The sequence below is a fragment of the Mesorhizobium amorphae genome (assembly GCF_014843845.1).
GTDB lineage: Bacteria > Pseudomonadota > Alphaproteobacteria > Rhizobiales > Rhizobiaceae > Mesorhizobium > Mesorhizobium amorphae_A.
Window position 1 is genome coordinate 1 of record NZ_JHQS01000023.1, and the last position, 23,304, is coordinate 23,304.

Below are 23,304 nucleotides of genomic sequence, written 5' to 3' on the forward strand. Positions count from 1 at the left end.
GGGGAGCGTTTGATCTCGATCCGGAAATTCTTCAAGCAGTCGATACAACTGCTGCACTCCTGGAGGACATGGGCCATGTGGTTACGGAGATGGATCCGCCATATGAGCCCGTAGAGAAAACGAGGCTATCTCTCGGCGGCGGCACTCGCTTTGCAGATTCACTTGATGCTGCGGCGCGGGCCATGGGCAGGACCATCAACGCGAACACGTTGGAACCGGGCACTCTCAAGCATTATGAACGTAGCCGAAATTCTTCACCTGCTTCCATGGGAGACCTACTTGAGGATATCCGGAGATTCCGGTTCCGCGTCGGCGTGGCGATCGAACCCTTCGATATTTTGCTGACGCCAACGATGCCATTCGCTGCCCTGCCGCACGGAGGCATCTTCAGTACGACCAATCCGACCTTATCCTCAGAGGAGTTCAGTGACGCGGATGGCGCGGCTGCGATCTATCAGTACTTGGGTGTATTCAATATCACCGGGCATCCATCAGTGTCGCTGCCGGTGGCCCAGAGCACTAACGACTTACCAATCGGCCTTCAAATCGTCGGCCGTTTCGGTGACGAGGCAACGTTGGTGCGTATCTCGCGCGACCTGGAGGAGGCATGCCCATGGCGCCACCGAAGACCAGGCGTGCGAGCGGGGCGAAGCTGACAGCGCACCGGAGTTTTGCCTCCCGATGAAGCAATTGTCCGCTCTGTACTTGCAGGCAGTGAATTGGAGTGAGAGAAACCTCTTCGAATTGACAGGATTGGCTGCGTGGGATCCTCGCAGGTGTGCACGAGACGCACAATTTCGAGCGGAGTTTCGATCTCTTCGCGGTTTGTCCAACAAGCTCCGGCCGTGAGGCGCCGGTGAAAACCGGCGAAGACACGGAGCCTTCGATCAGCGCAGTGTCGGAGCCGGTTACGGCGATGACTTCGGCAAAGGCCGCCGGGTTCTGATAGCCGAGCGAATTGCGACCTCGCAGTGTTGAAGTCCTCCATCCATTTAGCGATAGCACTTCGGCGTGATCCAGGCCGACGAACGGGCTCTCGTTCAGGAACTCATCGCGCCGTTCATTGAATGTCTCGACATAGCGGTTCTGCATAGACTTGCCCGGCGCGATGTAGTGCCACCCGATGATCCTTCGACCAGCGCCGAGATACACTTGGCCGTGCGCGGCTTGGGGTGCCCTGTTCGGTTCACGCTTACGGCAGGCCAAAAGGGCGATGCGCCGCAAGCCGCCGCCTTGATGGAAGATCTGCCCGCCGATGTGGTCACGGCCTATAACGACGCCGACCATTTACGTCCTGCCCTCGCCGCCAAGGATCGGTCCCCGTCATAACCCACAACCCATCGCGCGCTCAAATATCAAGCAGTTCCGCCGAGTCGCAACCCGCTTCGAAAACCACAGCAATTAACAGGCCGTGATCACTCTCGCCGCCATCGTCCTATGACTGCGCTAGTGCTCACACTACCTAAAGCCTGGTCCGCAAGCATCATACGTGGCAATCGCATACCTGCCGCAAAGATCAGACGCTGAATGCTTCTTTGGTGAGGCCGGACGCAGAGCTTGATTCAGGCATGGCGACACGCCTTAGGCCGATCTGAGCCAATCTTAAAACCAGATGACCGCGATACACACACTGAATTTGACGTAAGCTCCGAGGGGATCGAAAATCCAACTTAATAGCCAGAACTTGGAACGGGAGGAACAATGAGCTTTTTGGCAAACTGCAGGCGGTGCATGCAGCGTTGGCGCGGCCTTTTTGTCGCCGGTCGGGCTGCGCCAGCGATTCTCTGACGAGGTCCCGGCCGGAAGCTCCCATGACAAATCAAATGGATAGAGTGCGCAGTGCGTGGATTTTAGAAAACCAGGATCTCATGGCAAAGTAGAACTATAGAAGACAGCAGGAACTGTTCAGAAGAGTAATGCAGGAGCAAGATTTAAGTCGCCGGTGATCTTCTCGGCACTGATCCAATAGACGCGGTTAACCGCTCCACTAAGCAAGAAAGGGGAATGCAACAATGACAATCTCTCGACGCGATCTCATCAAGGCGGGCATAGCCGCCGGAACGGCTCTATCGCTCCCGTCCGTCCTGCGAGCACAGACGGCGCCGGCCGATGCCCGGATCGCTCGGATGGTTATGGGAGGTAGCCTCAGCGCCTTCGACCCGTACTATTCGACGGCTACCATCGCCTACAACCACGCCTTCGCGATTTACGACACGCTATTCGGGTTCGACTCCAAGAATATGCCGCAGCCGCAAATGGTGGGGCAGTGGGGCGTTTCCGACGACAAGAAGACCTATACGTTCGAGCTCCGGGATGACCTGGGCTGGCACGACGGCACCCCGGTCACTGCGGCGGACTGTGTTGCCTCGATCCGTCGCTGGGGTCAGCGGGAAACCGGCCCCGGACCCCAGGTTATGCAGCGGGTTAAGGATATCTCGAAGAAGGACGAGAGGACCTTCATCATCGCGCTCAAGGAGCCGCTGGGCTTGCTGATCGAAATCTTGGCGTCGGAGAGAATATTCGTCATGAGAGAGAGGGACGCGAGTCTCCCTCCGACCGAACAGGTGACTGCGAATATCGGATCGGGGCCGTTCAAGTTCAATCATGCTCTTGCCAAGCCTGGCGCGAGCTTCACATACGACCGTAACGAACAATACGTGCCACGCAACGAGCCACCCGACGGGCTCGCCGGCGGGAAGGTCGTCAACGTCGATCGCGTGATCTGGGACAATATTGCCGATCAGCAGACTGCTTTGGCAGCTTTGCAGACGGGTGAGGTTGATTTCGTCCAGACCCCGCCGTCCGACTTTTACTCGGTGATCGAGAGCGACCCCAACCTTGAACTTCAGGTACTGGACAAGGGAGGGGAAGACATGTTCTTGCGCATGAATGCGCTGCAGAAACCGTTCGATAATGTCAAGGCGCGCCAAGCGATGCTTCACCTGATCGATCAAGAGGCTATGATGCGCGCTGCGCACGGCGATCCTAGGTACACCGGCACCGTCACTTCGCGATGGGGGAACAGTCCGCCCTATTCGAATGACGAGAATACGGGATGGTTCAAAAAAGGCGGAGATCCGGACAGGGCCAAGCAACTCTTCAAAGAGGCGGGATATGCAGGCGAGAAAGTCGTCATCCTGCAGCCCACGGACTGGGCGGCGACAAGCAATGCCTCTCAGCTTCTGGCCGCCACATTGCGGAAGATCGGCGTCAATGCCGAGCTCGCGCCGAGCGACTCGAGCGCGTTGCGCGCGCGCCGGGAGAACAAGGGCCCCGTTGAGAACGGCGGCTGGAGCATCTTCATTACAGGCTCGTCGGATGATTCCTTCCGCGATCCAATTGCCTCAGCTTACCTAGCCCCGACTGGCGAGAAGGGCTGGGCGGGGTGGGTGAAGAACGATGAATTCGAGGCTCTCCGGGCGAAATGGCTGGATGTCGAAACGCTCGAAGAGCGCAAGGCGATGGCCCGCGAGATGCAAAGGCTGTGGTGGGACTTCGTCGGCATCGTTTTTCTGGGTAAATCTGTCAGGCCAATCGCGCGCCGCAAGACGCTCACCGGCCTCATCGGCGTCCCGGATTTCGTCGTTATGTGGAACATGCAGAAGGCCTCATAATGGCTGCCTACATCCTTCGCAGGATGGTTTCGACCATCGCCGTCATGGCGATGGTCGGGATCTTCGTCTTCCTGCTTCTAAGGCTAGCGCCCGGCGATCCCGCAGCCATCATCGCCGGCGACACGGCTACGCCACAGATCATTGCCGGCATCCGCGAACAGCTGGGGCTCAACGAGCCGCTGCCCGTTCAGTTCGTCCATTGGGCTCTCAGCATACTCGGTGGCGACTTCGGGACCTCAATTTTCACGGGGCGACCCGTTCTCCAGCTGATCTCGCAGCGGCTGGAGCCGACCATTTCCATTTCGATCCTGACGATCATCCTTTCGGTGACGATTGGGGTCTCCTTCGGTATCGTCGCGGCGTGGCGAGCTGGCGGTCTCGTTGATCGCATCCTGACAGCATTCGCGACACTTGGTTTTTCTGTCCCGGTGTTTGTCGTCGGCTTCTTTCTCATTTACGTGTTCGCGATCCGGACACGTTGGCTTCCCGTTCAAGGATACCAGTCTATCGACGATGGCTTCGGGCCATGGCTTGTGCACCTAATCCTGCCGACCGTGACTTTGGGCGTTCCCTACATTGCTTTCATCGCCCGGATCGCGCGGGCAAGCATGCTGGAGGTTCTGTCGGAAGACTATATGCGGACTGCCGCTGCCAAGGGCGCCTCGTCATATTCCATGCTTTTCCACCACGCTCTGAGGAATGCCGGTGTTCCTATCCTCACCGTGATCGGGTTAAGTTTCGCAGGTCTGATCGGTGGCGTCGTCATCACGGAAACGGTGTTCAACATACCTGGCGTCGGTCGTTTGGTGGTCGATGCGATCAACAACCGCGATTACCCTATCATTCAAGGTGTGCTCATCCTGGTTTCGGGTCTGTACGTCCTTATCAATCTCGCGGTCGATCTTTCCTACACTCTCGTCGACCCCCGCATCCGGTACTGATTATGACGCTCCTCTCCGCACCAGTTGAAACCGTCCTGACGGGCCGCCTGCGAATATCTGACCTTCCCCGTCTGGCAAGGCGGCATCCGCTCGTCCTTCTAGGCGGCGGCCTCTTGGCGCTGTTGATCGTTCTGGCGCTCGCTGCCCCGCTTTACGCCGGCGATCCATCAAGCATGGATCCATTCAAGCGCCTCCAGCCGCCGTCAGCCGACATGTGGTTCGGAAGCGATAATCTGGGGCGTGACGTGTTTGCACGAACGGTGTTCGGCGCCCGGATCTCACTAATAGTCGGATTGACCTCGGCGGTGGGCGCGGCTTTGGGCGGTCTTCTGATCGGTGTCATCGCCGGCTACAACCGCGGCTTCGACAATATCGTCATGCGGGTCATGGATGGCCTTATGTCGATCCCGACGATTCTGCTGGCCATTGCCCTTATTTCTCTGACAGGACCAGGGATCGGTATCCTTATCGTCGCTATTACGATCCCGCAGATGCCGAGCGTCACGCGGCTCGTTCGTTCGGCGGTTCTGAGTGTTCGGGAGCGTCCCTATGTGGAAGCCGCGCTCTGCGGGGGTGCGCGCCTGCCGAAAGTGCTGTGGCGGCACATCCTCCCAAGCACTATTCCGGGGCTTATGGTGCAGAGCGCCATAGTCTGCGCAGATGCGATTCTGACAGAGGCCGGGCTGAGCTTCCTTGGGGTAGGCGTGCCCCCCGAGATCCCCAGCTGGGGCAACATGATTTCGAGTTCTCGCTTGTATCTCGCTATCGCCCCTATGACGGTCTTCGCCCCCGGCATCTGCCTTGCTGTCACGGTCCTTGCCGTCAACCTGCTTGGGGATGGACTGCGCGACGTGTTCGACCCCCGCTCAAACCGGAGGCGCTAACATGCAGTTGCATCAAACCGCAGCGAACGACGTGCTTCTCGATGTCCGAAATCTGGAAACGCATTTTTACGGCGAAGAGTGCGTCACCCGGGCCTTAGGCGGCATTAGCTTCCAGGTGAAGAAAGGCGAGACGCTCGGCGTCGTAGGCGAATCGGGATGCGGGAAGAGCGTCACCGCTCTCTCCATCCTTCGCCTGCTGCCGAAGCTGACCGCCAGGACTGTCGGCGGCGAGGTGCGCTTTCACGGACGCGACCTGCTTGAGCTGTCCGATCGGGAAATGCGACAGATCCGCGGCGCCCAGATCGCCATGATCTTCCAGGACCCGATGACGAGCCTTAACCCGGTCTATACGGTCGGTCGCCAGATCGCCGAGGCGGTGCAGATCCACACGCAAGCGTCCCGCTCGGTGGCCATGGCAAAGGCCGAAGACATGCTCCGTCTCGTCCGCATCGCGGATCCTGAGCTTCGCGTCAACAACTATCCTCACGAAATGTCGGGCGGCATGCGCCAGCGCGCCATGATCGCCATGGCTCTTGCCTGCTCACCGGAACTGTTGATTGCCGATGAGCCGACGACGGCGCTCGACGTCACCATCCAGGCGCAGATCCTGCGGCTCATCGTCGATCTGAAAGAGCGCACGGGAACGGCCGTGATGTTTATCACGCATGATCTGGGCGTCGTAGCCGAGACATGCCAGCGCGTGATCGTGATGTATGCCGGCCGGATCGTAGAACAAGCGAGCGTGATAGATCTGTTTGCGCGACCGGCGCATCCCTACACCCAGGGCCTCATGCGATCGGTGCCCGATCGGCGGCGCGGCCGCCAGCGCCGCCTTCCGGAAATCCCTGGCATCGTGCCAAGTCTGCGCGAACCCATTGTCGGCTGCAGCTTTGCGCCTCGCTGCGCGTTCGCGATCGACATTTGCCGCGAGAAGAGGCCCCCCCTGCGTGATGTCGGGTCGAGCCACGCCGCAGCTTGCTGGCGCGCCGAAGAGGTGGTGGGCGCATGAGCGGTCCTTTGCTGAAAGTCGAGAATCTGACCAAGCATTATCCGCTCGGTGCGGGATTCCTGAAGAGGACCATCCCGGTGATCCGGGCAGTAGAGGATGTGTCCTTTTCCGTTGAGGCGGGCGAGACGCTCTGTATCGTTGGTGAATCCGGCTGCGGCAAGTCGACTGTCGCGCGGCTCCTGATGCGGCTCGTGGAGCCGACGGGCGGGCGCGTGCTGATCGACGGGACCGACATTGCGGGTCTCAAGAAAGACGCGCTTCACGCCTGGCGCCGTCGGATGCAGATGGTCTTCCAGGACCCTTACTCGTCGCTAAACCCGCGCCTCACCGCTGGGCAAATTATCACCGAACCCGTCGAGAATTTCGAGCGCCTCAGCCGGAAGCAGCGTCAGGCACTCGCTGCGGACCTTCTCCGAAAAGTCGGAATGTCGCCCGAAATGATGCACAGGCTCCCTTCCGAATTGTCGGGCGGTCAGCGCCAGCGGCTCGGCATTGCACGCGCCCTGTCGCTCAACCCCTCGCTCATCATCGCCGACGAAGCGGTGTCAGCGCTCGACGTCTCCGTGCAGGCGCAGATTCTGAATCTGCTTCTGGATCTCCAGCAGCAGTTGGGCATCGCCTTTGTCTTCATCTCGCATGACCTTGGCGTCGTGGAGCATATCGCCCATCGCGTTGCCGTCATGTACCTGGGGCGCATCGTCGAGCTCGCCCCGTGCGAGGCGCTCTTCGCCAAACCAGTCCATCCCTACACCGAGGCGCTGATTGCGGCAGCGCCAGTGCCGGATCCGACGCGGATTCGGCTGGAGGCGCCCGTTGAGGGCGAGGTGCCGAGCCCCATCAATCCGCCGAGTGGGTGCGCGTTCCACCCGCGCTGCCCACTGGCCGTCGAGCGGTGCCGCATCGAAGTGCCGCCTTTGGTGCCCATGGCAGACGGGCGACTCGTGGCCTGTCATGTGCGCGCTCCGGCCATAGATATCCCGGTCCATCTGGTTGATGCGGGCGAGCATTCGCCCAGTGGTGTGTCATAGCCACAGACTCTTCAACCCCATCAAACATCTTGTTCGTACCGCTCACATGAATACCGAATATTGCGTGGAGCGCGACAAAAAGAGATGAACTGAACAGACTTGATCGCAAAAGATTCAGCTATGGAGACAGCTATGGAGAAGCATTCAGACGAGAACGGTTGCCGACCGGCCCAAGCCGGCAGCTATGATACGGTCGGTTCGATTGCAACGAACGTTGCGGACGGCTTTACGATGGTAGCGGTTGGCGACCTTATCGTGTCGCGGCCGCTGGCCAAAGGTCAACATCCCGGCCTCGGCGAGATCGTCAAGATTCTTCATGATGCCGATGTCACTTTTGGCAACATGGAAATGAACATTTTTGATATCCGATCCTTCAAGGGAAGTCCGCAGGCTGAATACGGCGGTGCGTTTCACATCAGCCTTCCCGAGATCGGACCTGATTTGAAGGCGATGGGATTCAACATCGTCAGTCGAGCAAACAACCATACGCTTGACTGGGGGCTTGAAGGCATGCGCGAGACGAGCCAAGTGCTCGATCAGAGCGGGATCGTCCATGCAGGGGTGGGCGAGAACCTCGCACAAGCTGGCGCTGCTCGCTTTTTGGAAACCGCGCGCGGTCGCGTGGCGTTGGTGTCGCTTGCTTCATCGTTCACGCCTATGTCTCGGGCGGGCGATCCCGCCGGCGAGGCGCCAGGCAGACCCGGACTCAACGCCCTTCGTTTGGCGCGAAGCATCGTGGTCCCGCCCGAGAAACTCGAGAGCTTGAGGCAGATACGCGATGCGTTGCCCGACTCCCTCCCGGGCGGTCGATCGGCGCCGCCTGCAGTCTCAGGGGCCGCGGCTGAGCGGCCCGAGGATCCTAAGGATCCAAACCGCGTCGTGGTCGCCGGAATGACGTTCAAAGCGGGCGACAAGGCAGGTTACAGCTACGAAGCCGACCCCCTGGACGTCGCCGACATTCTTAGAAATGTTCGTCGGGGCAAGCAGTTCTCCGACTTCTGTATCGTCACGAATCACTGTCACCAGCCCGGGAATTGGAGCGAGGAGACGCCTGATTACGAGCAATCCTTTGCGCATCGAGTGATTGATGCAGGAGCGGATGCATATGTCGGACACGGACCCCACAAGTTGCGCGGCATCGAGATCTATAAGGGTCGGCCTATCTATTATAGCCTGGCCAATTTCTTTTATGATGACCACCGGACGCCTGTAGGGGCCGACATGTTCGCTGCTTATGGGAAGGACCCACGGGTCGACACGGATGCCGAGGTGACAGTCGCGGAGGAGGCGAAAGGATTTGACGACCCGGTGTTCTATGAAAGCATAGTCACCGTCAGCCGCTTTGAGCAGAACCAGCTTGCTGAATTGCGGCTTTATCCCATTGAGCTCGGTTACTTGAAGAGGTTTGCCAACCGGGGTGTCCCGCGGCTCGCCCCTCCGCCGCAAGCAAAATCCATTCTGGAACGTCTGCAGAAGCTCTCGAAGCCATTTGGGACCGAGATCGCCATCGAGAACGACGTCGGCGTAATTAAACTGAGGTCCTAACTCGTCGCAATTGTACGGCTCGAATTCGTGATTAGCGGCTTGAACAACGCGCGGATCGTGGCCGAGAGCCTTATGCTGAGCATGCGCGTTGCGGAGGTCGTGGGCAAAACGCTCGGGCAGGTCTATGACTGCCGGAAGGAGTTTGGAAGCAGCCGGTCGGCGCTACCAGAAGCATGAGGTACAGATTTGGCGCCGAGGGGTGGCCAGATCGCCCGTCATGTGCTCCTGCGAAGCCAGCGACATGGTCTGCGATCCGCGCTCTCAATCTCATCGAAACCAAGCTGGGGGCTGCATCAGGCTGTTCCCTTGCTTCCCTTGCACCGGTGGGAGTTGTCGCCGGCCTTTCGAGATGCGGCGACTTGGGAGGCGCGCGCCGGCCGGCCCGTCGACCCACGGGTGCCCGCGCGGACAACGCGCTCATTCGCCTAGGTCCAACTCCCTTCAGTGGTGGCCGCTCGGACTTGCCCATCTGAATTGTCGTTAGCATGCTTGCAGCAGCTGCCTGCCAGGTGAGAACACTCTGTACCTCTGAACTCTCCTCTTTCTTACAGGCAAAGATATGACCTCTTCTGATCCGTTGGACGCCGTTTTCGAGCATATTGAGGCGAACCGCCCCCCTCCTCGATCGCCTGATCGATTACGTTCGGCACCCGAGCATCAGCGCCGAGAATGTCGGCATCGCCGAAGTCGGCGCGCTCCTTGTCGAGATGCTTACCGGGATCGGGCTCGAGACCAGCCTGGTGCCGACCGAAGGGCACCCGATGGTGGTTGCGCGCTGGCAGAAAGCGCCGAGGAAGGCGACCGTTCTGCTCTACGGCCATTACGACGTGCAGCCGGCTGACCCGATCGACAAATGGCTCTCGCCCCCTTCGAGCCGACCATACGCGACGGGCGCCTTTACGCACGCGGCGTGGGCGACAACAAGGGCCAGCATTTCGCACAGATCCTGGCAATCGAGTCCCACCTCAAGGTGCATGGCGCGCTGCCCTGCAATGTCATCCTGCTGCTGGAAGGCGAAGAGGAGATCGGCAGTACGCACATCGCCGATTTCGTGCGTGCCAACAAGGGTATCCTAAAAGCTGATCTTGCCGTCACCGCCGATGGCCCGCGTCATGCAAGCGGCGCACCTGTGATCAAGTTCGGATCGCGCGGAGAGGTGTCTTTTGAACTGCGCTGCCGCCACGCTAACGGCGACTTGCATTCGGGTAACTATGGCGGCGTTGTGCCCAATCCGATCTGGACGTTGGTGCATCTGCTCGGCACCATGAAGAATGCCGATGGTGAAATCACCATTAACGGTTTCGACGATGAAATCGAGCGACCGTCAAAGGAGGAATTGGTCGCGGTCCAGCGTTTACCTCTCGATGTCGAGGCCGTGAAGCGTGGTCTCAATCTTGCGAGACTCGACGCGCCGGCGGAACGACCCTTCTATGAACGCCTGTGCTTCCGCCCGACGCTGACGATCAATGGCTTCCATGGCGGCTATGGCGGGCCTGGCAGCAAGAGCGTCCTGCCCAACGAAGCCTTCGTGAAATGCGACATTCGGCTCGTGGAAGCACAGGACCCCGCGGACATCCTGCGCAAGGTGGCCGCCCATGTGGAAAAAAAACGCGCCCGAAGTGGAGTTCATGGCGCAAGGAAGCATCCATCCCTCGAAAACACCCATTTCCTCCCCTTTCACCGCGCCGCTTCGTCGTGCTTTCGTCGCTGCGCAAGGGGAGGAGCCTTTGCTGATCCCCGCAGGCTTCGGCACTCTCCCTAACTATGTGTTCACGAAGATCCTCGGCATTCCTGCTTTCGACACGCCTTACGCCAACTACGACGAAGCCAACCACGCGCCGAACGAGAACCTAACGCTCAGCTGCTTCTACAGCGGGATTCGCACAGGCGCTGCATTACTGCACGAGCTTGGCTCGTTGCAACTTCCTGCGCGCGAGGTCAGCGGAACGAGTTCAGGCGTAGATTAGCGTGATTCATGGCTTCCGGAGATTGGAGAGGAAGCCATGAGCGAAGACGTGCGGCGCGCCGCAAGAGCCTTTTGGAGCATTTTCCGCAATCAAGGACAATCGCCAGCCGTGCAAGGTGATGTATCAGCTCGGCGAGGTGCTGCTTTTGGTGGTCTGCGGCACGATGGCGGCCTAGCGTCTTCAGCCCTACCATTTCGGCATTCCCTGCGCCGACTGGCTGCGGGGTGATGAACCGGATCGGGCCGGACCTGTTCGCCTCCTGCATTCTGGCTTTCGTCGCCGAGCGGCTGCCCGCCGTGGTCGGCCAGATCGCCATCGATGGCAAGACCTCATGTGGCAGCCACGATCGCGGACGCGGACAGGCGGCACTACACCTGGTCTCGGCTAATGCGACAACCCACAGCCTCGTACTGGAGCAACTGGCGGTGGCCGACAAATCCAATGAAAATCACCGCCATTCCCTTTGCTGCTGAAGGAGTTGGCCGCGTCCGGAGCGCTTTCGGGCAGTCTCGTTTCCATCGACGCCATGGGCTGCAGTCCGACACCGCTGGGACGATCGTCGATCTCGGCGGCGACTATCTGCGGGCCACCAAGGACAATCAGAAGACTCCAACTCTATTTCGACGGCGTCCCGCCAATGAGATCGATGCGCTCACCGAGGTCGAGAAGGCTCATGGCCGCATCGAGACGCGCCGTCATCTCGTCTCGCAGCGTGTCGACTGGATGAGCGGCAAGCGGCACTATCCCGATGAGCCGCGTTTCAAGGGTCGCAGCACCATCGCCCATGGTCGAAACCCGCATCGAGACCGGCGCCGAGGTCAGGGTCGAGCGGCGATGCTACATCTCCTCTCGCATCCTCACCGCGAAAGCCTTCGCCGAGGCCGCCAGAGCCTGGGGCATCGAGAACGGGCTGCACTGGGTTCTCGATGTCCAGTTGAAGGAGGGCCAATGCCGCCCGCGCCGCGGCCACGGCGCCACAAACATGGCAATGGTTCGCCATCTCGCCCTAAACCTCATTCGAGCTATGCCCGCCAAAACAATCCATCAAGGGAAAGCGAAAACTCGCAACCTGGGATACAGACTGCCTCATGGCCGCACCCCAAGCCCGTTAACCTGGACTCGTTGCCCTGCTCGCGAGTCGGTGGAGTGTGTAGCGCCGCGTCCAGCGAACAAACCGCTCCGGGGAACTGCGCCGTCTGGCGTATCAAAGTTCGTGCGGTTGCCGCCGGTTCACGCACGGGATTCTGACGCATTTCAAAGCGGCGGTCCAAAACGCCCGATCGAACCGCCGTGGTGCGAACCAGTATGCCCGGACGCGTGGGTGACGGCGTCACGACGCGTCTCCCTATCCGATCAATCTCTGATTCACGCAACCCGCACGATGCTCTAATCGTTGAAAAGCGCAGAGAGCGCGGCCCGCTTCGACCACCAAAGGTACTTTTTCTTCATACCACTTGGACTGCCATCTAGGACCAAGATATCCTTGATCTGAATACGCAATTTGACGTTACGCGTGATCTTCTCATATCCTGGCATCGGTCAAGTGATCATCAATGCCTCGCAAAGGGTTGGCTCACCGGCCTCCCGTTTCGCAAGGGCTCTAGAGCCGACCACAGCCGATCCAGAGCCAATGCGGAAATCATGTTGACTTGAATCCCACTGACACGCGTCCTATGGCAATACAATACCAGGACAGTGCAGCAGATGCCAATGATCAACGCCGGGCGGTTGCTCTCGGAGCTCAGACGTTTCGCGCAGTTCGGCGCGTACCGGACGGGTGTCCATCGCCCGACCTATTCGAAGGAGGACATGGACAGCCGCCGCTGGCTTGCGCAGCAATACGAAGCCGTAGGGCTTCAGGCGCATATAGACGGGGTCGGCAACGTGTTCGGCGTGCCGCGGTCGGAACGGCGATCGCTGTTGATCGGGTCGCACGCAGAGTCCCAGAATTATGCCGGATGGCTCGACGGGGCGCTTGGTGTGATCTACGGCCTCGAGATCGCTCGGACCTTTGCGGAAACACCGGACTGCGCAGGCCTTCCCATCGCCCCAGTGGCGTGGGCGGATGAAGAAGGTCACTACGTCTCGATGCTCGGTAGTCGTTCATTCGTCGGTGATATCGACGAGGCGGAGATCGATCGCGCGGTGAATGTCGATGACGGGCTGCCGCTTAGGAACGCGCTCCGTGCGGCCGGCCTGGCCGGCGTACCCCGATCTCTGTTGGAGCCGGAACGCTACGCCGGTTATCTGGAAGCACATATAGAACAGGGCGACGCGCTGGAAGCCTCGATCAAACGGATCGGTGTTGTTACGAGCATCGTCGGGCTCTGGCAGTACTCAATCGTCTTTCACGGCATCCAGAATCACGCCGGCACGACGCGCATGGCTATCCGAAAAGACGCGGGCGTCGCTGCAGCTACGCTGGCCATGGCCATTGCCGAGCGCTTTCCGGAAGTGGCCGGCCCGTGTTCCGTCTGGACCACAGGCCGCATTACACTGGAGCCGGGTGCTCCCAGCATAATTCCGGGCAGGGCAGAGATGCTGTTCCAGTTCTGGGACTCAGCGATGTCGGTTCTTGAGCGCCTCGATTCACTACTAAGAGAACTGGTTGAACAGACCGCGATCAAAACGGGTTGCCGCGCCCAGATCGAGCGGACCGAGACTGGCAAACCATGCCATATGGATCCGGCCTTCCAGGAAGCGATAGAGAGTGCAGCAGCGCGCTATGCTCCCGACGTCTACGTGAGAATGCCGAGCGGGGCTAGTCACGACGCGCAAGTCGTGGCCCATAAACTGAAGTCCGCTATGCTTTTCGTGCCAAGCATCGGAGGAATCAGCCACTATTGGACCGAAAACACAAGCGATGCCGACCTGGTGCTCGGCTGCCAGGTGCTGGCTGATGCCGCTGAGGCGATCCTGCGTGGTGAGGGAAACACCTGAACCGCGGCTAGACGCTTCTATGCAACGCCGGGAGCTGGCTGAACCTCGCGTCAACTTCCATTCTGCTCACGCTAACCTGAGGCGCAGCAGTCTAGAATTTGGACGGTCAATTTCCTATTGGCGAACAATCACGCTAGGGCGGAAGGCTGGAATCGCGGGAAGCGCAAGAAGAACCGCCGATACTGGATCCGGACTCAGCGTGATCTCCAGCACACGGTCGAGAGTCTGCAGAGCCATGATCTTGAACATGTCATGGGGATGGCGAGGGGCCGAGGATACGGTTCGTCGAAGCCAACGGCGTTCCACGAGCAGCAAGCCTAGTCTAGAATGAGTCCGCGAGTTGAGAACCTACCCACAATAAGAGACGCTCTGCTCCCGGGGGAGGTTCATTGCAGCAGGCGCCGGCCATCTGAAAACGCGATGGTACCGCCCGGGACATTATATTGGCGAAGTCAACGCCAAGGGGCGCATACTTGGAGTCCAGCGGATCGAACTGCATCCGCCGCCAACGCCGTCCGATAAATCGAGCGAAACAAAGTGCAGATCAAAGATGTCTTGCTCGCGCCTGGCAATGGCGCATTTTTCTACGATGATCAGGAAGCCATTAGGTCCGGCGCAATCCAGGACGGCTTCATCTATGTCGGCGAACCGATAACGCCTGGGTTCGCTTCGCTTCGCGTTCCGGCATCTTCGCTTAGTGTCGGGCTTGTTCTCACCGACGACACCGTTGTTTGGGGCGACATGATGGGCGTTCAGTACTCTGGAGCCGGTGGACGCGATCCTCTATTTGAAACTGCTCAAATCTCGGATTTGACGTCGCGCGTCGTGGTGCCACGGCTTCTCGATGTCGATGCGTCTTGCTACCTTGATGCCTGCGCCAAGGTTTTCGAGCCTCACGAACATGAGCGGCTACCCCTCGCGCTTGAGTATGGCGTCAGCCAAGCGCTGCTACGCGCAGCAGCCCACCTTCAACGTACGACGATGGCGGAGATCGTATGCAGTGAATTTAGCCTGCCGCTGCCAACGCGTAGGGTCCCGATCTACTGCCAGAGCGGTGATGCTCGGGAAATCAACGTCGACAAAATGATTCTGAAGGCGGTGGATGTGCTTCCCCACGGCCTGATCAACTCCCGGCAGAAATTCGGCGTCAACGGCCAGACCTTCATGGAGTTCGTGAAGTGGGTTGCAACGCGTACGCGCCAAATCGGCCGCCCGGAGTATCATCCGGTGCTGCATTTCGATGTGTATGGCTGGATCGGCCAGGAAATCGACCTGGAGCCGCAAAGCATCGCCGACTTTATCTGCAAGGTTGCAGATACCGTCCCGGATTTCACGCTCAACATCGAGTCCCCGGCGGATTTTGGTTCGACACAAGCTCAAATTGAGAACTACGCCAAGATCGTATCTATTTTGGATAGCCGGGGCTCCAACGCACGCATTGTCGTGGATGAGAGATGCAATACGCTGGAGGACATTCGGCTTTTTGCCGAAGCGAAAGCCACGCATCTCGTCCAAATTAAGACCCCCGATGTCGGCTCGATTGCCAATACGGCGCGTGCCGTTCTCCTCTGCAAGGGGAACAAGGTGGGAGCTTATGTTGGAGGAAGTTGCACGGAGACGGATCTCTCCGCCCGGGCTTCGGTTCACGTATCGGTCGCAACACAGGCGGACATGATGCTCGCAAAGCCTGGAATGGGTGTCGACGAGGCATTCTCAATTGTTGGGAACGAACAAAACCGGTTGCTGGCGATGCTGAACCGTCGCCGGACCCAAAACGAAAACGTTGGATGAAAAGCACGGTGCCGCATGCAGAACTCTCTTGAGGGGATCACCGTCGTAGCCGTGGAGCAGGCCGTGGCCGCGCCTTACGCATCTTCTCGTCTTGCTGACGCCGGCGCACGTGTCATCAAGGTCGAAAGGCCCGAAGGGGACTTTGCCCGCAACTACGACAAGTTGGTGCGGGGACAAAGCGCTTACTTCGTCTGGCTCAACCGGGGTAAGGAGTCAGTCTGTCTGGACCTTAGATCGGAGGCGGACCGCGCCGTCCTGGACACGCTCATCGCCACTGCTGACGTCTTCATCCAGAACCTGAAGCCGGGCAGCATCGAAAAACTGGGTTTCGGGTCTGCGGATCTCCGCCGACGCTTTCCGCGGCTGATCACCTGCGACATCTCTGGTTTCGGGGAGACAGGGCCGTATTCCCATTTGAAGGCTTATGATCTCATCGTCCAAGCTGAAACAGGTCTATGTGCGATCACCGGCAACCAACAAGGGGCCGCGCGTGTAGGGGTGTCGGTTTGCGACATCTCTGCGGGCATGACAGCGCATAGCGGCATTCTTCAGGCGCTGTATCACCGCGAGGTCACCGGCGAAGGGACAAGCATCCAGGTGTCACTGTTCGATGCCGTCGCCGACTGGATGAACGTGCCGGTACTTCAAAACGACTACAGCGGCTACCACACGATACGCGCCGGTGTGAAACACCCGTCGCTGGCGCCGTACGGCGCCTATCGTTGTGCCGATGGCAAAGACGTCATCTTTTCGGTTCAGAATGACCGCGAATGGGTAAATTTCTGCGCCAAATTCTTGAAGCAGCCGGAGCTCACACGCGCACCTGGTTTTGCTGACAACATGGAGCGCCTCGGTCAGCGTGCGCAACTTGATGAGATCATTGAACGGCGGTTTTCTGAACTATCCTGCCACGAAGCAATGCAGGAGCTTGAGGCAGCCGGCCTGGCATATGGTCGACTGAACGAAGTGGTGGATGTTTCAAGGCATCCACATACTCGCAGAGTGCAGGTTGGAACACCCGAAGGAACCGTCGAGACGATAGCGCCGGCGGCGATTTTCAACTCGGAGCAACCCTCGCTGCGCCCAGTTCCGGCTCTTGGCGCTCATACCGAGGCAGTCCGCGAGGAGGTTCTGGGGCTTTTGCGCGAAAGAGCCGCGTCAGCGTGAGCGCGCGTCAGAGTAGGGTGAGTGCGCTCGCGGTTTACGAAGGGCCTGTATACCTCGGATCATCTCAGCGCATCGGCCATCCAGCATGCCCACTGTCGCCACGCTCGCTAAGATCGATCGCAGAGGCGACTCCATGATCAAGGACACCTTTCCAGTCGTTGAAAGCGCGATGGCTGTACCACGATGGAGATCCCTGCTCTTCGTACCCGCACACGTTCCGCGCTTCGTGGAGACGGCCCATGAGCGGGGTGCGGATGGCGTTATTCTCGACCTCGAGGATTCCGTTCCCCAGGACAAAAAGGGCGAGGCACGGCGGCAGCTTGCTCAATCCGTGGCGAATGTGGGGCGCAACGGCGCATCTGTTTTGGTCCGCGTGAATCGTGGTTTGCGCGCTTTGGCGGCCGATCTCGATGCAGCCGTGATGGCTGGTGTTGACGCGCTGGTTCTTCCGAAGACGGATTCGGCAGAGTGGGTTCTAGAGATCGCGAAAACGCTTTCAGAACTTGAACTGGAAAGAAATCTTCCGCTGGGACGCATCCGGTTCCTTGCCCAGATCGAGACCCCGGGCGCCTTGCAAAGGCTCGCGGCCATTGCGTCGGCGCATCCCAGGATGGTCGCAATGGCGCTTGGTCCTGAAGACTTCAGTGCCGCTGTTGGCGGCGCCCCGGAATTCGACCTTCTCCTGGCGCCGAACCTTTCCGTTCTGTTTGCCGCCCGTGCGGCCGGCTTGCTCCCGCTAGGCTTCATCGGAAGCATCGGCGAGTTCTCGGACACTCATAAACTTCGTGAAACCGCGGCGCATGCGCGGCGGCTTGGCTTTGGAGGAGCTTTGGCGATCCATCCGACACAGGTGGCCATATTCAACGAGGCTTTCTCGCCAAGCGCCCAGGAACTCGAGTGGGCCCATCGTGTCGTCGCGGCGGAAAACGATGCCGCCACGCGTGGACTGTCCGCATTCTCGTTGAATGGTAAGATGATTGATCCGCCAGTGGTGCGCCGCGCCCACGAGATCCTGGCTCTCGCTAGCAGTAACTGAGCCTTTAATCAGCGGCCGGACACGCGTGTTTCCGACCCACGGCCCCAGTTTTGTTGCTTGCCTGCCATCTCGTTTCGAGATAGACATGAAAGCACTAGGGATCATGCCCCAGTTGGATTTGTTCGTCGTGGACATCAGGCAGTTAAGATACTTTGTCGGCGTCGTCGAAGCCGGCAGTTTCACGAAGGCTGCTGCAACGCTCAACGTTGCTCAAAGCGCTCTAAGCCTGCATGTGCGTCAATTGGAGGAAGGATTCGGCACCCAGCTGCTCGTTCGCGATAGGACCGGCGTCAGCGTCACGGCGTCCGGAGACAAGCTGCTTGAGCGCGCGCGGATCATTCTGAAGGAAATTCAGCTCACTGAGGCGGAACTGACCAACTCGGTGGCTGCTCCTTCCGGAGAGGTGACTATTGGCATTCCGTCCGGAGCCGCTCGCGTCCTTAGCGGCCCCCTGCTTGAATCGGTAAGAAGCGAATTGCCGAGGATCTCGCTTAAGATGATCGAGGGCATGACGGGACCGCTGGAGGAGTGGATGGCTGCTGGCCGCTTCAATCTGGCTGTCCTTTACCGCACTGCCGAGAGCGTGGGGCAAATGACGGTGCTGGCCCGCGAAGAGTTTTGCTTGGTGGTGCCGCCGGGTGAACCGCCTTTCGAAGATTCGATACCGCTCGCCGACCTGCATGCGTTCCCGCTGGCGGTTCCAATGCGCAACAACAATGTCAGGCGTTCGGTGGCTGATGTCGTTGCGCAACACGGTTGTGTGCTGGACGTCAGATTCGAAGTCGACTCCCTTTCTACGATCATCAATATGGTCATGGAAGGTAAGGCGTATTCCATCCTTACCCCGTCGGCCATTCAAAAAGAGGCGTCTCATGGCCAAGTCCGGACGGTTAAGATCATTGACCCGGTGATTACCCGCTCCGTTGTGCTTGCCGTCAACCCGAAAGATGAGCGCTCTCCAGCCGTGTCTGCGGTCCGCAAGCTGATCCCCAAGGTCGTAAAGACTTTGATCGAGGGCAAGCACTGGTCAGCCACGGTTCCGGACCGGGTTTAGGAAATCCCAAGCCAAATTCTTCCAGTGCTATGGCTATTCGCTGCTGCTTGAGCGGTAACAATCTGGATTCGAGATGGTTTTGGGCGACATTCAATATTTGACCACATGCGACTATCGCGATGAAATCGCAGACGAGCGATGCACGGTTCGGATATCGGCTGTTCTCGTACCAGGCAAATTCACTAAAGCGGAGCATGCGATGTCCAACGCCACGACCTATCAGCTTTTCATCAACGGCAGTTGGCGAGACGGTAATGGAACCCTGACGGTAACCAACCCGGCGACAGAGACGGTATTTGGCTCGGTGGCGGCTGCGTCGACTTCGGATCTGGACGAGGCCCTTGCTTCTGCAGAGCGAAGCCGTCGGGCCTGGTCCTCGCGACCGCCGAAGGATCGCGGCGAAATCCTTGTTGCGGCCGCCAAAATCCTGGCAACGAAGGTGGGAGACGCAGCGAAGGATTTGTCGAGAGAACAGGGCAAGACGATTGCCGAAGCAACAGGCGAGTACGCGCGCGCAGTCGAAACGCTGGAGTGGTACGGCACACACGCCGAAGAATTGTCGGCCCCAATTCCACATGGCCCGAACCGAATGATCGTCCCCGAGCCCCTTGGCGTCGTTGCTGCCTTTACGCCTTGGAACTATCCCGCCGTTCTCATCGCCCGCAAGCTCGCCCCTGCTTTGGCGGCAGGCTGTCCGGTGATCCTCAAAGGGGCTGAAGAGACACCAAGCACGGCTGTCCATTTCGTCGAAGCCTTGCGACAAGCGGGTATTCCGGACGGCGTGGTCAATCTCGTCTTTGGCGTGCCGGTGCAAATATCCAGGCATCTCCTCAGCTCGCCGATCGTCAAGGTCCTAACTTTCACGGGCTCTACCGAGGTTGGAAAACAGCTCGCCAAGCTCGCCGCGAATAACTTGCAGCGGTGCATTCTTGAACTCGGTGGGCACTCCCCGGTCGTTGTATGCGAGGATGCCGACTTGGCAAAGGCCATACCGGCAATTTCGGAATACAAGTTCGAGTGCGCGGGCCAAAGCTGCAATGCGCCCAGCAGGATCCTCGTCGCGCGGCCGCTCTATGAGGAATTTCTATCCCGGATGACCGAAGTCGCCCGCAAAATCAAGATCGGCCCACCCGATGACCCTACGACTGAGATGGGACCGATGGCAAACGCGCGGCGAATCGAGGCCATGCAGCGTCTGGTCAAGGACGCGGTTGATCGCGGCGCCCGCGTCGAAACCGGTGGCACCCGCCTCGACCAGCCAGGCTTTTACTGGCCGCCAACCATCCTGACAGGGGTGCCAAAGGATGCGAAAGTGCTTCATGACGAGCCGTTCGGGCCGATCCTGACTGTGGCGCCGTTCGACACGATCGAGGAGGCTATCGAAGAAGCCAATGCCACCGAGTATGGCTTGGCCGCCTACATCTTCACTGGCGCCGCCGATGCGAAGCGAGCGTTGATTGGCGGTGTTTCGGCTGGCGCTGTCAGTGTAAATTACCTGAAAGGGGTTTCCGCGGATGCGCCGTATGGAGGCGTCAAACAGAGCGGTTATGGGTATGAAGGTGGCGAGCAGGGACTGCGGAGCTTCCAAAGCCTGAAACTGGTCAACGGGCTCGGGTCATTCGGATAAGGTTCGTGAACAAAAGGACACGCACCATTGCCGGTGAAGACATAGCAAGGAGCGTCGCCGACGCCCTTCAGTACATCTCGTATTACCATCCTCCAGACTACATCCGGTACCTTTCGCAGGCATACGCGCGCGAGCAGAGCCCATCGGCGAAGAACGCGATAGGGCAGATACTGTTGAACTCTCGCATGGCGGCATTTGGGCGTCGGCCGATCTGCCAGGACACTGGTCTCGTGGTGGTTTTCGCCAAGGTCGGAATGGGCGTTCGTCTCAAGTCTGCGGCCAGTTTCGCCGACCTCGTGAATGAGGGCGTCCGCCAAGCATATCTCGACCCCGACAATCCCCTTCGACCATCGATCGTCTCGGATCCGCTTGCCGGGCGGGTTAACACGCGTGACAACACGCCGGCAGTTGTCCACGTCGACCTCGTGGCCGGCAACCAAATTGAAATTACCATCGCAGCAAAAGGGGGCGGGTCCGAAAACAAGGCGCGGTTCACCACCCTTAACCCCAGCGCGTCCGTCGCCGACTGGGTGGTCGACACCGTTTCGACCCTCGGCAGCGGATGGTGCCCACCCGGCCTGATCTCGGTCGGCATCGGTGGTAGCGCTGAAAAGGCGATGCTGCTGGCCAAGGAGGCCATGAACGAGCCAATTGACATTTCGGAATTGATCGCGAGAGGGCCATCAAGTGCGGAGGAGGCACTGCGGGTTGAGCTTTATGAACGAATAAATGCCTTAGGTATCGGCGCTCAGGGCCTAGGCGGCCTGACGACAGTCGTTGACGTTAAGGTAGCGACTTATCCTACCCACGCCGCGTCCAAGCCCGTGGCGCTCATTCCGCAATGCGCCGCCAACCGGCACCTGAAGTTTACCTTGGACGGCTCTGGACCCATCAGGCTTGAGCCGCCCGACCTTTCCGAATGGCCCCAGATCGGTCATGAGGATTTGCACACAAGCGGCGTCCGCCGGGTCAATCTCAACGCGGTCACAAAGGAAGAGACGGCATCGTGGCGCTGCGGGGAAACCCTTCTTTTGTCCGGAAAGATGCTGACGGGCCGAGATGCTGCCCACCAGCGAATGGTCGACCTGATCGATGCCGGCAAGCCGCTCCCAGTCGATCTGCTAGGACGCGTGATCTACTACGTCGGACCAGTCCGCGCAGTGAGGGAGGAGGTCGTCGGGCCGGCTGGCCCGACAACCGCCAGCCGTATGGACAGTTTTATTGAAAAGATTCTCGCCGAGACCGGGCTATATGCGATGGTCGGCAAAGCGGAGAGGGGCCCGGCGGCCATCGAGTCGATTGTGAGACACAGAACGCCCTATCTCATCGCAGTGGGTGGCGCTGCGTACCTGGTTTCAAAATCGATCAAGGCGGCCCGGATCGTTGCCTTTGAAGACCTGGGCATGGAAGCCATCTATGAATTCGAGGTCCAGGACATGCCGGTCATCATGGCTGTCGATGTTGAGGGAAACTCCATTCACAATTCGGGGCCTCTTGAATGGCGTAAGCGCATGGCGGCCGACAGCATCGCCCGCGGCATCGGCGTTTGAACCTTCCCGGCTGCGCGATCCGGCCAGACTCCCGCGCCGGATTTTGGGTCGCATCGGTAACACGAGCGGCATTTTGCGTTCCAGCTCCTCGGCGAGCCAGATAAGAAAGGCCTTCAATTCATCTCGAAGCTGAATGCGCCCGATGTAAACACTGCATCTGACTGTGTCCCCAATCGATGCTCGGATGATGTCGAGGGTGTCAATCAAGTAAGCAGCGGAGATTCAAAAAATGCGCTATCTATTTAAGACGAGGTCGCCGCCGACAGGCGATCCCCCCTTCAAATGCGTCATTGCCCGGAGGGCAATAGCCCAACTTCTACAGCCTTTCTGCTTGGATCGCTCTCAGTCACCTGACTTTCGACAACCTCGCACCGAAGCGTTGCAGGCCGAGGAAGAATGACGTTCACTACATTCGCTCGCTTCAATTAATGAGAGAATTGGTTGGCACCAATTGAGCTGTCGACCACCGCTTGAGAGCAAAAGGTCATGAAGTCGAAACCCGATCCTGTGCGACTAGACGCTTGGGATGTCCGGATTCTCTCAGAGATCCAGTCAGACGGTCGGATTTCGAAAAGCGAGCTTGCAAAGCGCGTTCATCTATCGGCGTCGGCCTGTTCGGAGCGGCTCCGTATACTCGAAGCCGCAGGGATCATTGAGGGGTTCTACGCGCGACTCAGTCCAGCCCTCATCGGGGGCATCATCTCTATAATGGTGGAGGTGGTTCTGGATCGCCATCGTCTCGAGGATCAACGACACTTCGAGACTGCGATCCAAGAGATTCCGGAAATCCTGGACTGCTGGGCTATCGGGGGGCGGATCGACTATCTGATGCGCGTCGTGTCTCCTTCTATGGCTGCTTATCAGGATTTTATGGAGGGACTCCTGCAGGCAGGCTTAGGGATCGATCAATACTACAGCCTGGTCGTAACGAAACCTGTGAAGTCCAATTCGCCGATCCCCTTGTCGGCACCAAAGCGAAGGTAAACTACCGAAGCCTTGGTTTTCACGGCGTTTGGAGCCGATTCCGAGAATTCGTCGGCGAAAGACGTGCATTCCCGCGAAATTCGAGAGGCGTTTCCGGTATAGAGCGGTGGCTGGTCGAGCGTTCCCTCAATCAACGGGAGAAGAGGGATTGATGCGCCTGAGCCATC

The 23,304-nt window shown here is 59.1% G+C and carries 15 protein-coding genes and 4 pseudogenes; 18 read left to right on the top strand and 1 reads right to left on the bottom strand.

Annotated elements, in window-relative coordinates:
* Window positions 1-656 (top strand): amidase family protein (locus DH08_RS12710; protein ID WP_246800805.1); only part of this gene is annotated, 656 nt, incomplete at its 5' end.
* A gap of 268 nt (window positions 657-924) precedes the next feature.
* Here the strand turns inward: DH08_RS12710 and DH08_RS37565 are convergent.
* Window positions 925-1,125: pseudogene (locus DH08_RS37565) on the bottom strand (integrase core domain-containing protein); the annotation flags it as partial.
* Between the two features lie 12 nt (window positions 1,126-1,137).
* On the opposite strand from DH08_RS37565, the pseudogene DH08_RS12715 reads away from it, so the two are divergent.
* The 17 genes and pseudogenes from DH08_RS12715 to DH08_RS12795 form a co-directional block, all read left to right on the top strand.
* A pseudogene (locus tag DH08_RS12715) lies at window positions 1,138-1,402 on the top strand (hypothetical protein); the annotation flags it as partial.
* A 610-nt stretch (window positions 1,403-2,012) separates the two neighbouring features.
* A complete protein-coding gene (locus DH08_RS12720) occupies window positions 2,013-3,614 on the top strand; it encodes an ABC transporter substrate-binding protein (RefSeq protein WP_192179640.1) in 1,602 nt (533 codons plus the stop codon).
* Window positions 3,614-4,555, top strand: a complete 942-nt coding sequence (locus DH08_RS12725; protein ID WP_192179641.1) for an ABC transporter permease — start codon at window positions 3,614-3,616, stop codon at window positions 4,553-4,555. The genes DH08_RS12720 and DH08_RS12725 overlap by 1 nt, the downstream gene beginning before the upstream one ends.
* A 2-nt stretch (window positions 4,556-4,557) precedes the next feature.
* Entirely contained in the window at window positions 4,558-5,439 is an 882-nt protein-coding gene (locus DH08_RS12730; protein ID WP_192179642.1) for an ABC transporter permease, read from the top strand.
* 1 nt (window position 5,440) lies between these two features.
* Window positions 5,441-6,448 carry an ABC transporter ATP-binding protein gene (locus DH08_RS12735; RefSeq protein ID WP_192179643.1) on the top strand — a complete coding sequence of 336 codons (1,008 nt, stop codon included), beginning with the start codon at window positions 5,441-5,443 and terminating at the stop codon, window positions 6,446-6,448.
* Entirely contained in the window at window positions 6,445-7,476 is a 1,032-nt protein-coding gene (locus DH08_RS12740; RefSeq protein WP_192179644.1) for an ABC transporter ATP-binding protein, read from the top strand. The genes DH08_RS12735 and DH08_RS12740 overlap by 4 nt, the downstream gene beginning before the upstream one ends.
* Window positions 7,477-7,608: 132 nt before the next feature.
* Entirely contained in the window at window positions 7,609-9,021 is a 1,413-nt protein-coding gene (locus DH08_RS12745; RefSeq protein ID WP_192179645.1) for a CapA family protein, read from the top strand.
* A gap of 559 nt (window positions 9,022-9,580) precedes the next feature.
* Window positions 9,581-10,988 (top strand): annotated as a pseudogene (locus DH08_RS12750) (M20/M25/M40 family metallo-hydrolase).
* An 8-nt stretch (window positions 10,989-10,996) separates the two neighbouring features.
* Window positions 10,997-12,100: pseudogene (locus tag DH08_RS12755) on the top strand (ISAs1 family transposase).
* Between the two features lie 592 nt (window positions 12,101-12,692).
* The gene (locus DH08_RS12760; RefSeq protein ID WP_192179646.1) at window positions 12,693-13,928 is read left to right on the top strand and encodes a hydantoinase/carbamoylase family amidase; all 1,236 of its coding nucleotides are present in this window, start codon (window positions 12,693-12,695) and stop codon (window positions 13,926-13,928) included.
* 537 nt (window positions 13,929-14,465) lie between these two features.
* Complete coding sequence (locus DH08_RS12765; protein WP_192179647.1) at window positions 14,466-15,719, top strand: methylaspartate ammonia-lyase; 1,254 nt, start codon at window positions 14,466-14,468, stop codon at window positions 15,717-15,719.
* A gap of 15 nt (window positions 15,720-15,734) precedes the next feature.
* Window positions 15,735-16,886 (top strand): CaiB/BaiF CoA transferase family protein, encoded by a 1,152-nt coding sequence (locus tag DH08_RS12770; RefSeq protein ID WP_192179648.1) that lies wholly within the window; start codon window positions 15,735-15,737, stop codon window positions 16,884-16,886.
* Window positions 16,887-17,019: 133 nt separating this feature from the next.
* Entirely contained in the window at window positions 17,020-17,922 is a 903-nt protein-coding gene (locus DH08_RS12775; RefSeq protein WP_192179649.1) for an HpcH/HpaI aldolase/citrate lyase family protein, read from the top strand.
* 127 nt (window positions 17,923-18,049) lie between these two features.
* Window positions 18,050-18,976 carry a LysR substrate-binding domain-containing protein gene (locus tag DH08_RS12780; protein ID WP_192179676.1) on the top strand — a complete coding sequence of 309 codons (927 nt, stop codon included), beginning with the start codon at window positions 18,050-18,052 and terminating at the stop codon, window positions 18,974-18,976.
* 199 nt (window positions 18,977-19,175) lie between these two features.
* On the top strand, window positions 19,176-20,603 hold the full coding sequence (locus DH08_RS12785) for an NAD-dependent succinate-semialdehyde dehydrogenase (protein WP_192179650.1): 1,428 nt from the start codon (window positions 19,176-19,178) through the stop codon (window positions 20,601-20,603).
* A 5-nt stretch (window positions 20,604-20,608) separates the two neighbouring features.
* A complete protein-coding gene (locus tag DH08_RS12790) occupies window positions 20,609-22,153 on the top strand; it encodes a FumA C-terminus/TtdB family hydratase beta subunit (protein ID WP_192179651.1) in 1,545 nt (514 codons plus the stop codon).
* A 486-nt stretch (window positions 22,154-22,639) separates the two neighbouring features.
* Window positions 22,640-23,137 (top strand): Lrp/AsnC family transcriptional regulator, encoded by a 498-nt coding sequence (locus DH08_RS12795; protein ID WP_192179652.1) that lies wholly within the window; start codon window positions 22,640-22,642, stop codon window positions 23,135-23,137.
* The last annotated feature ends 167 nt before the right edge of the window (window positions 23,138-23,304 follow it).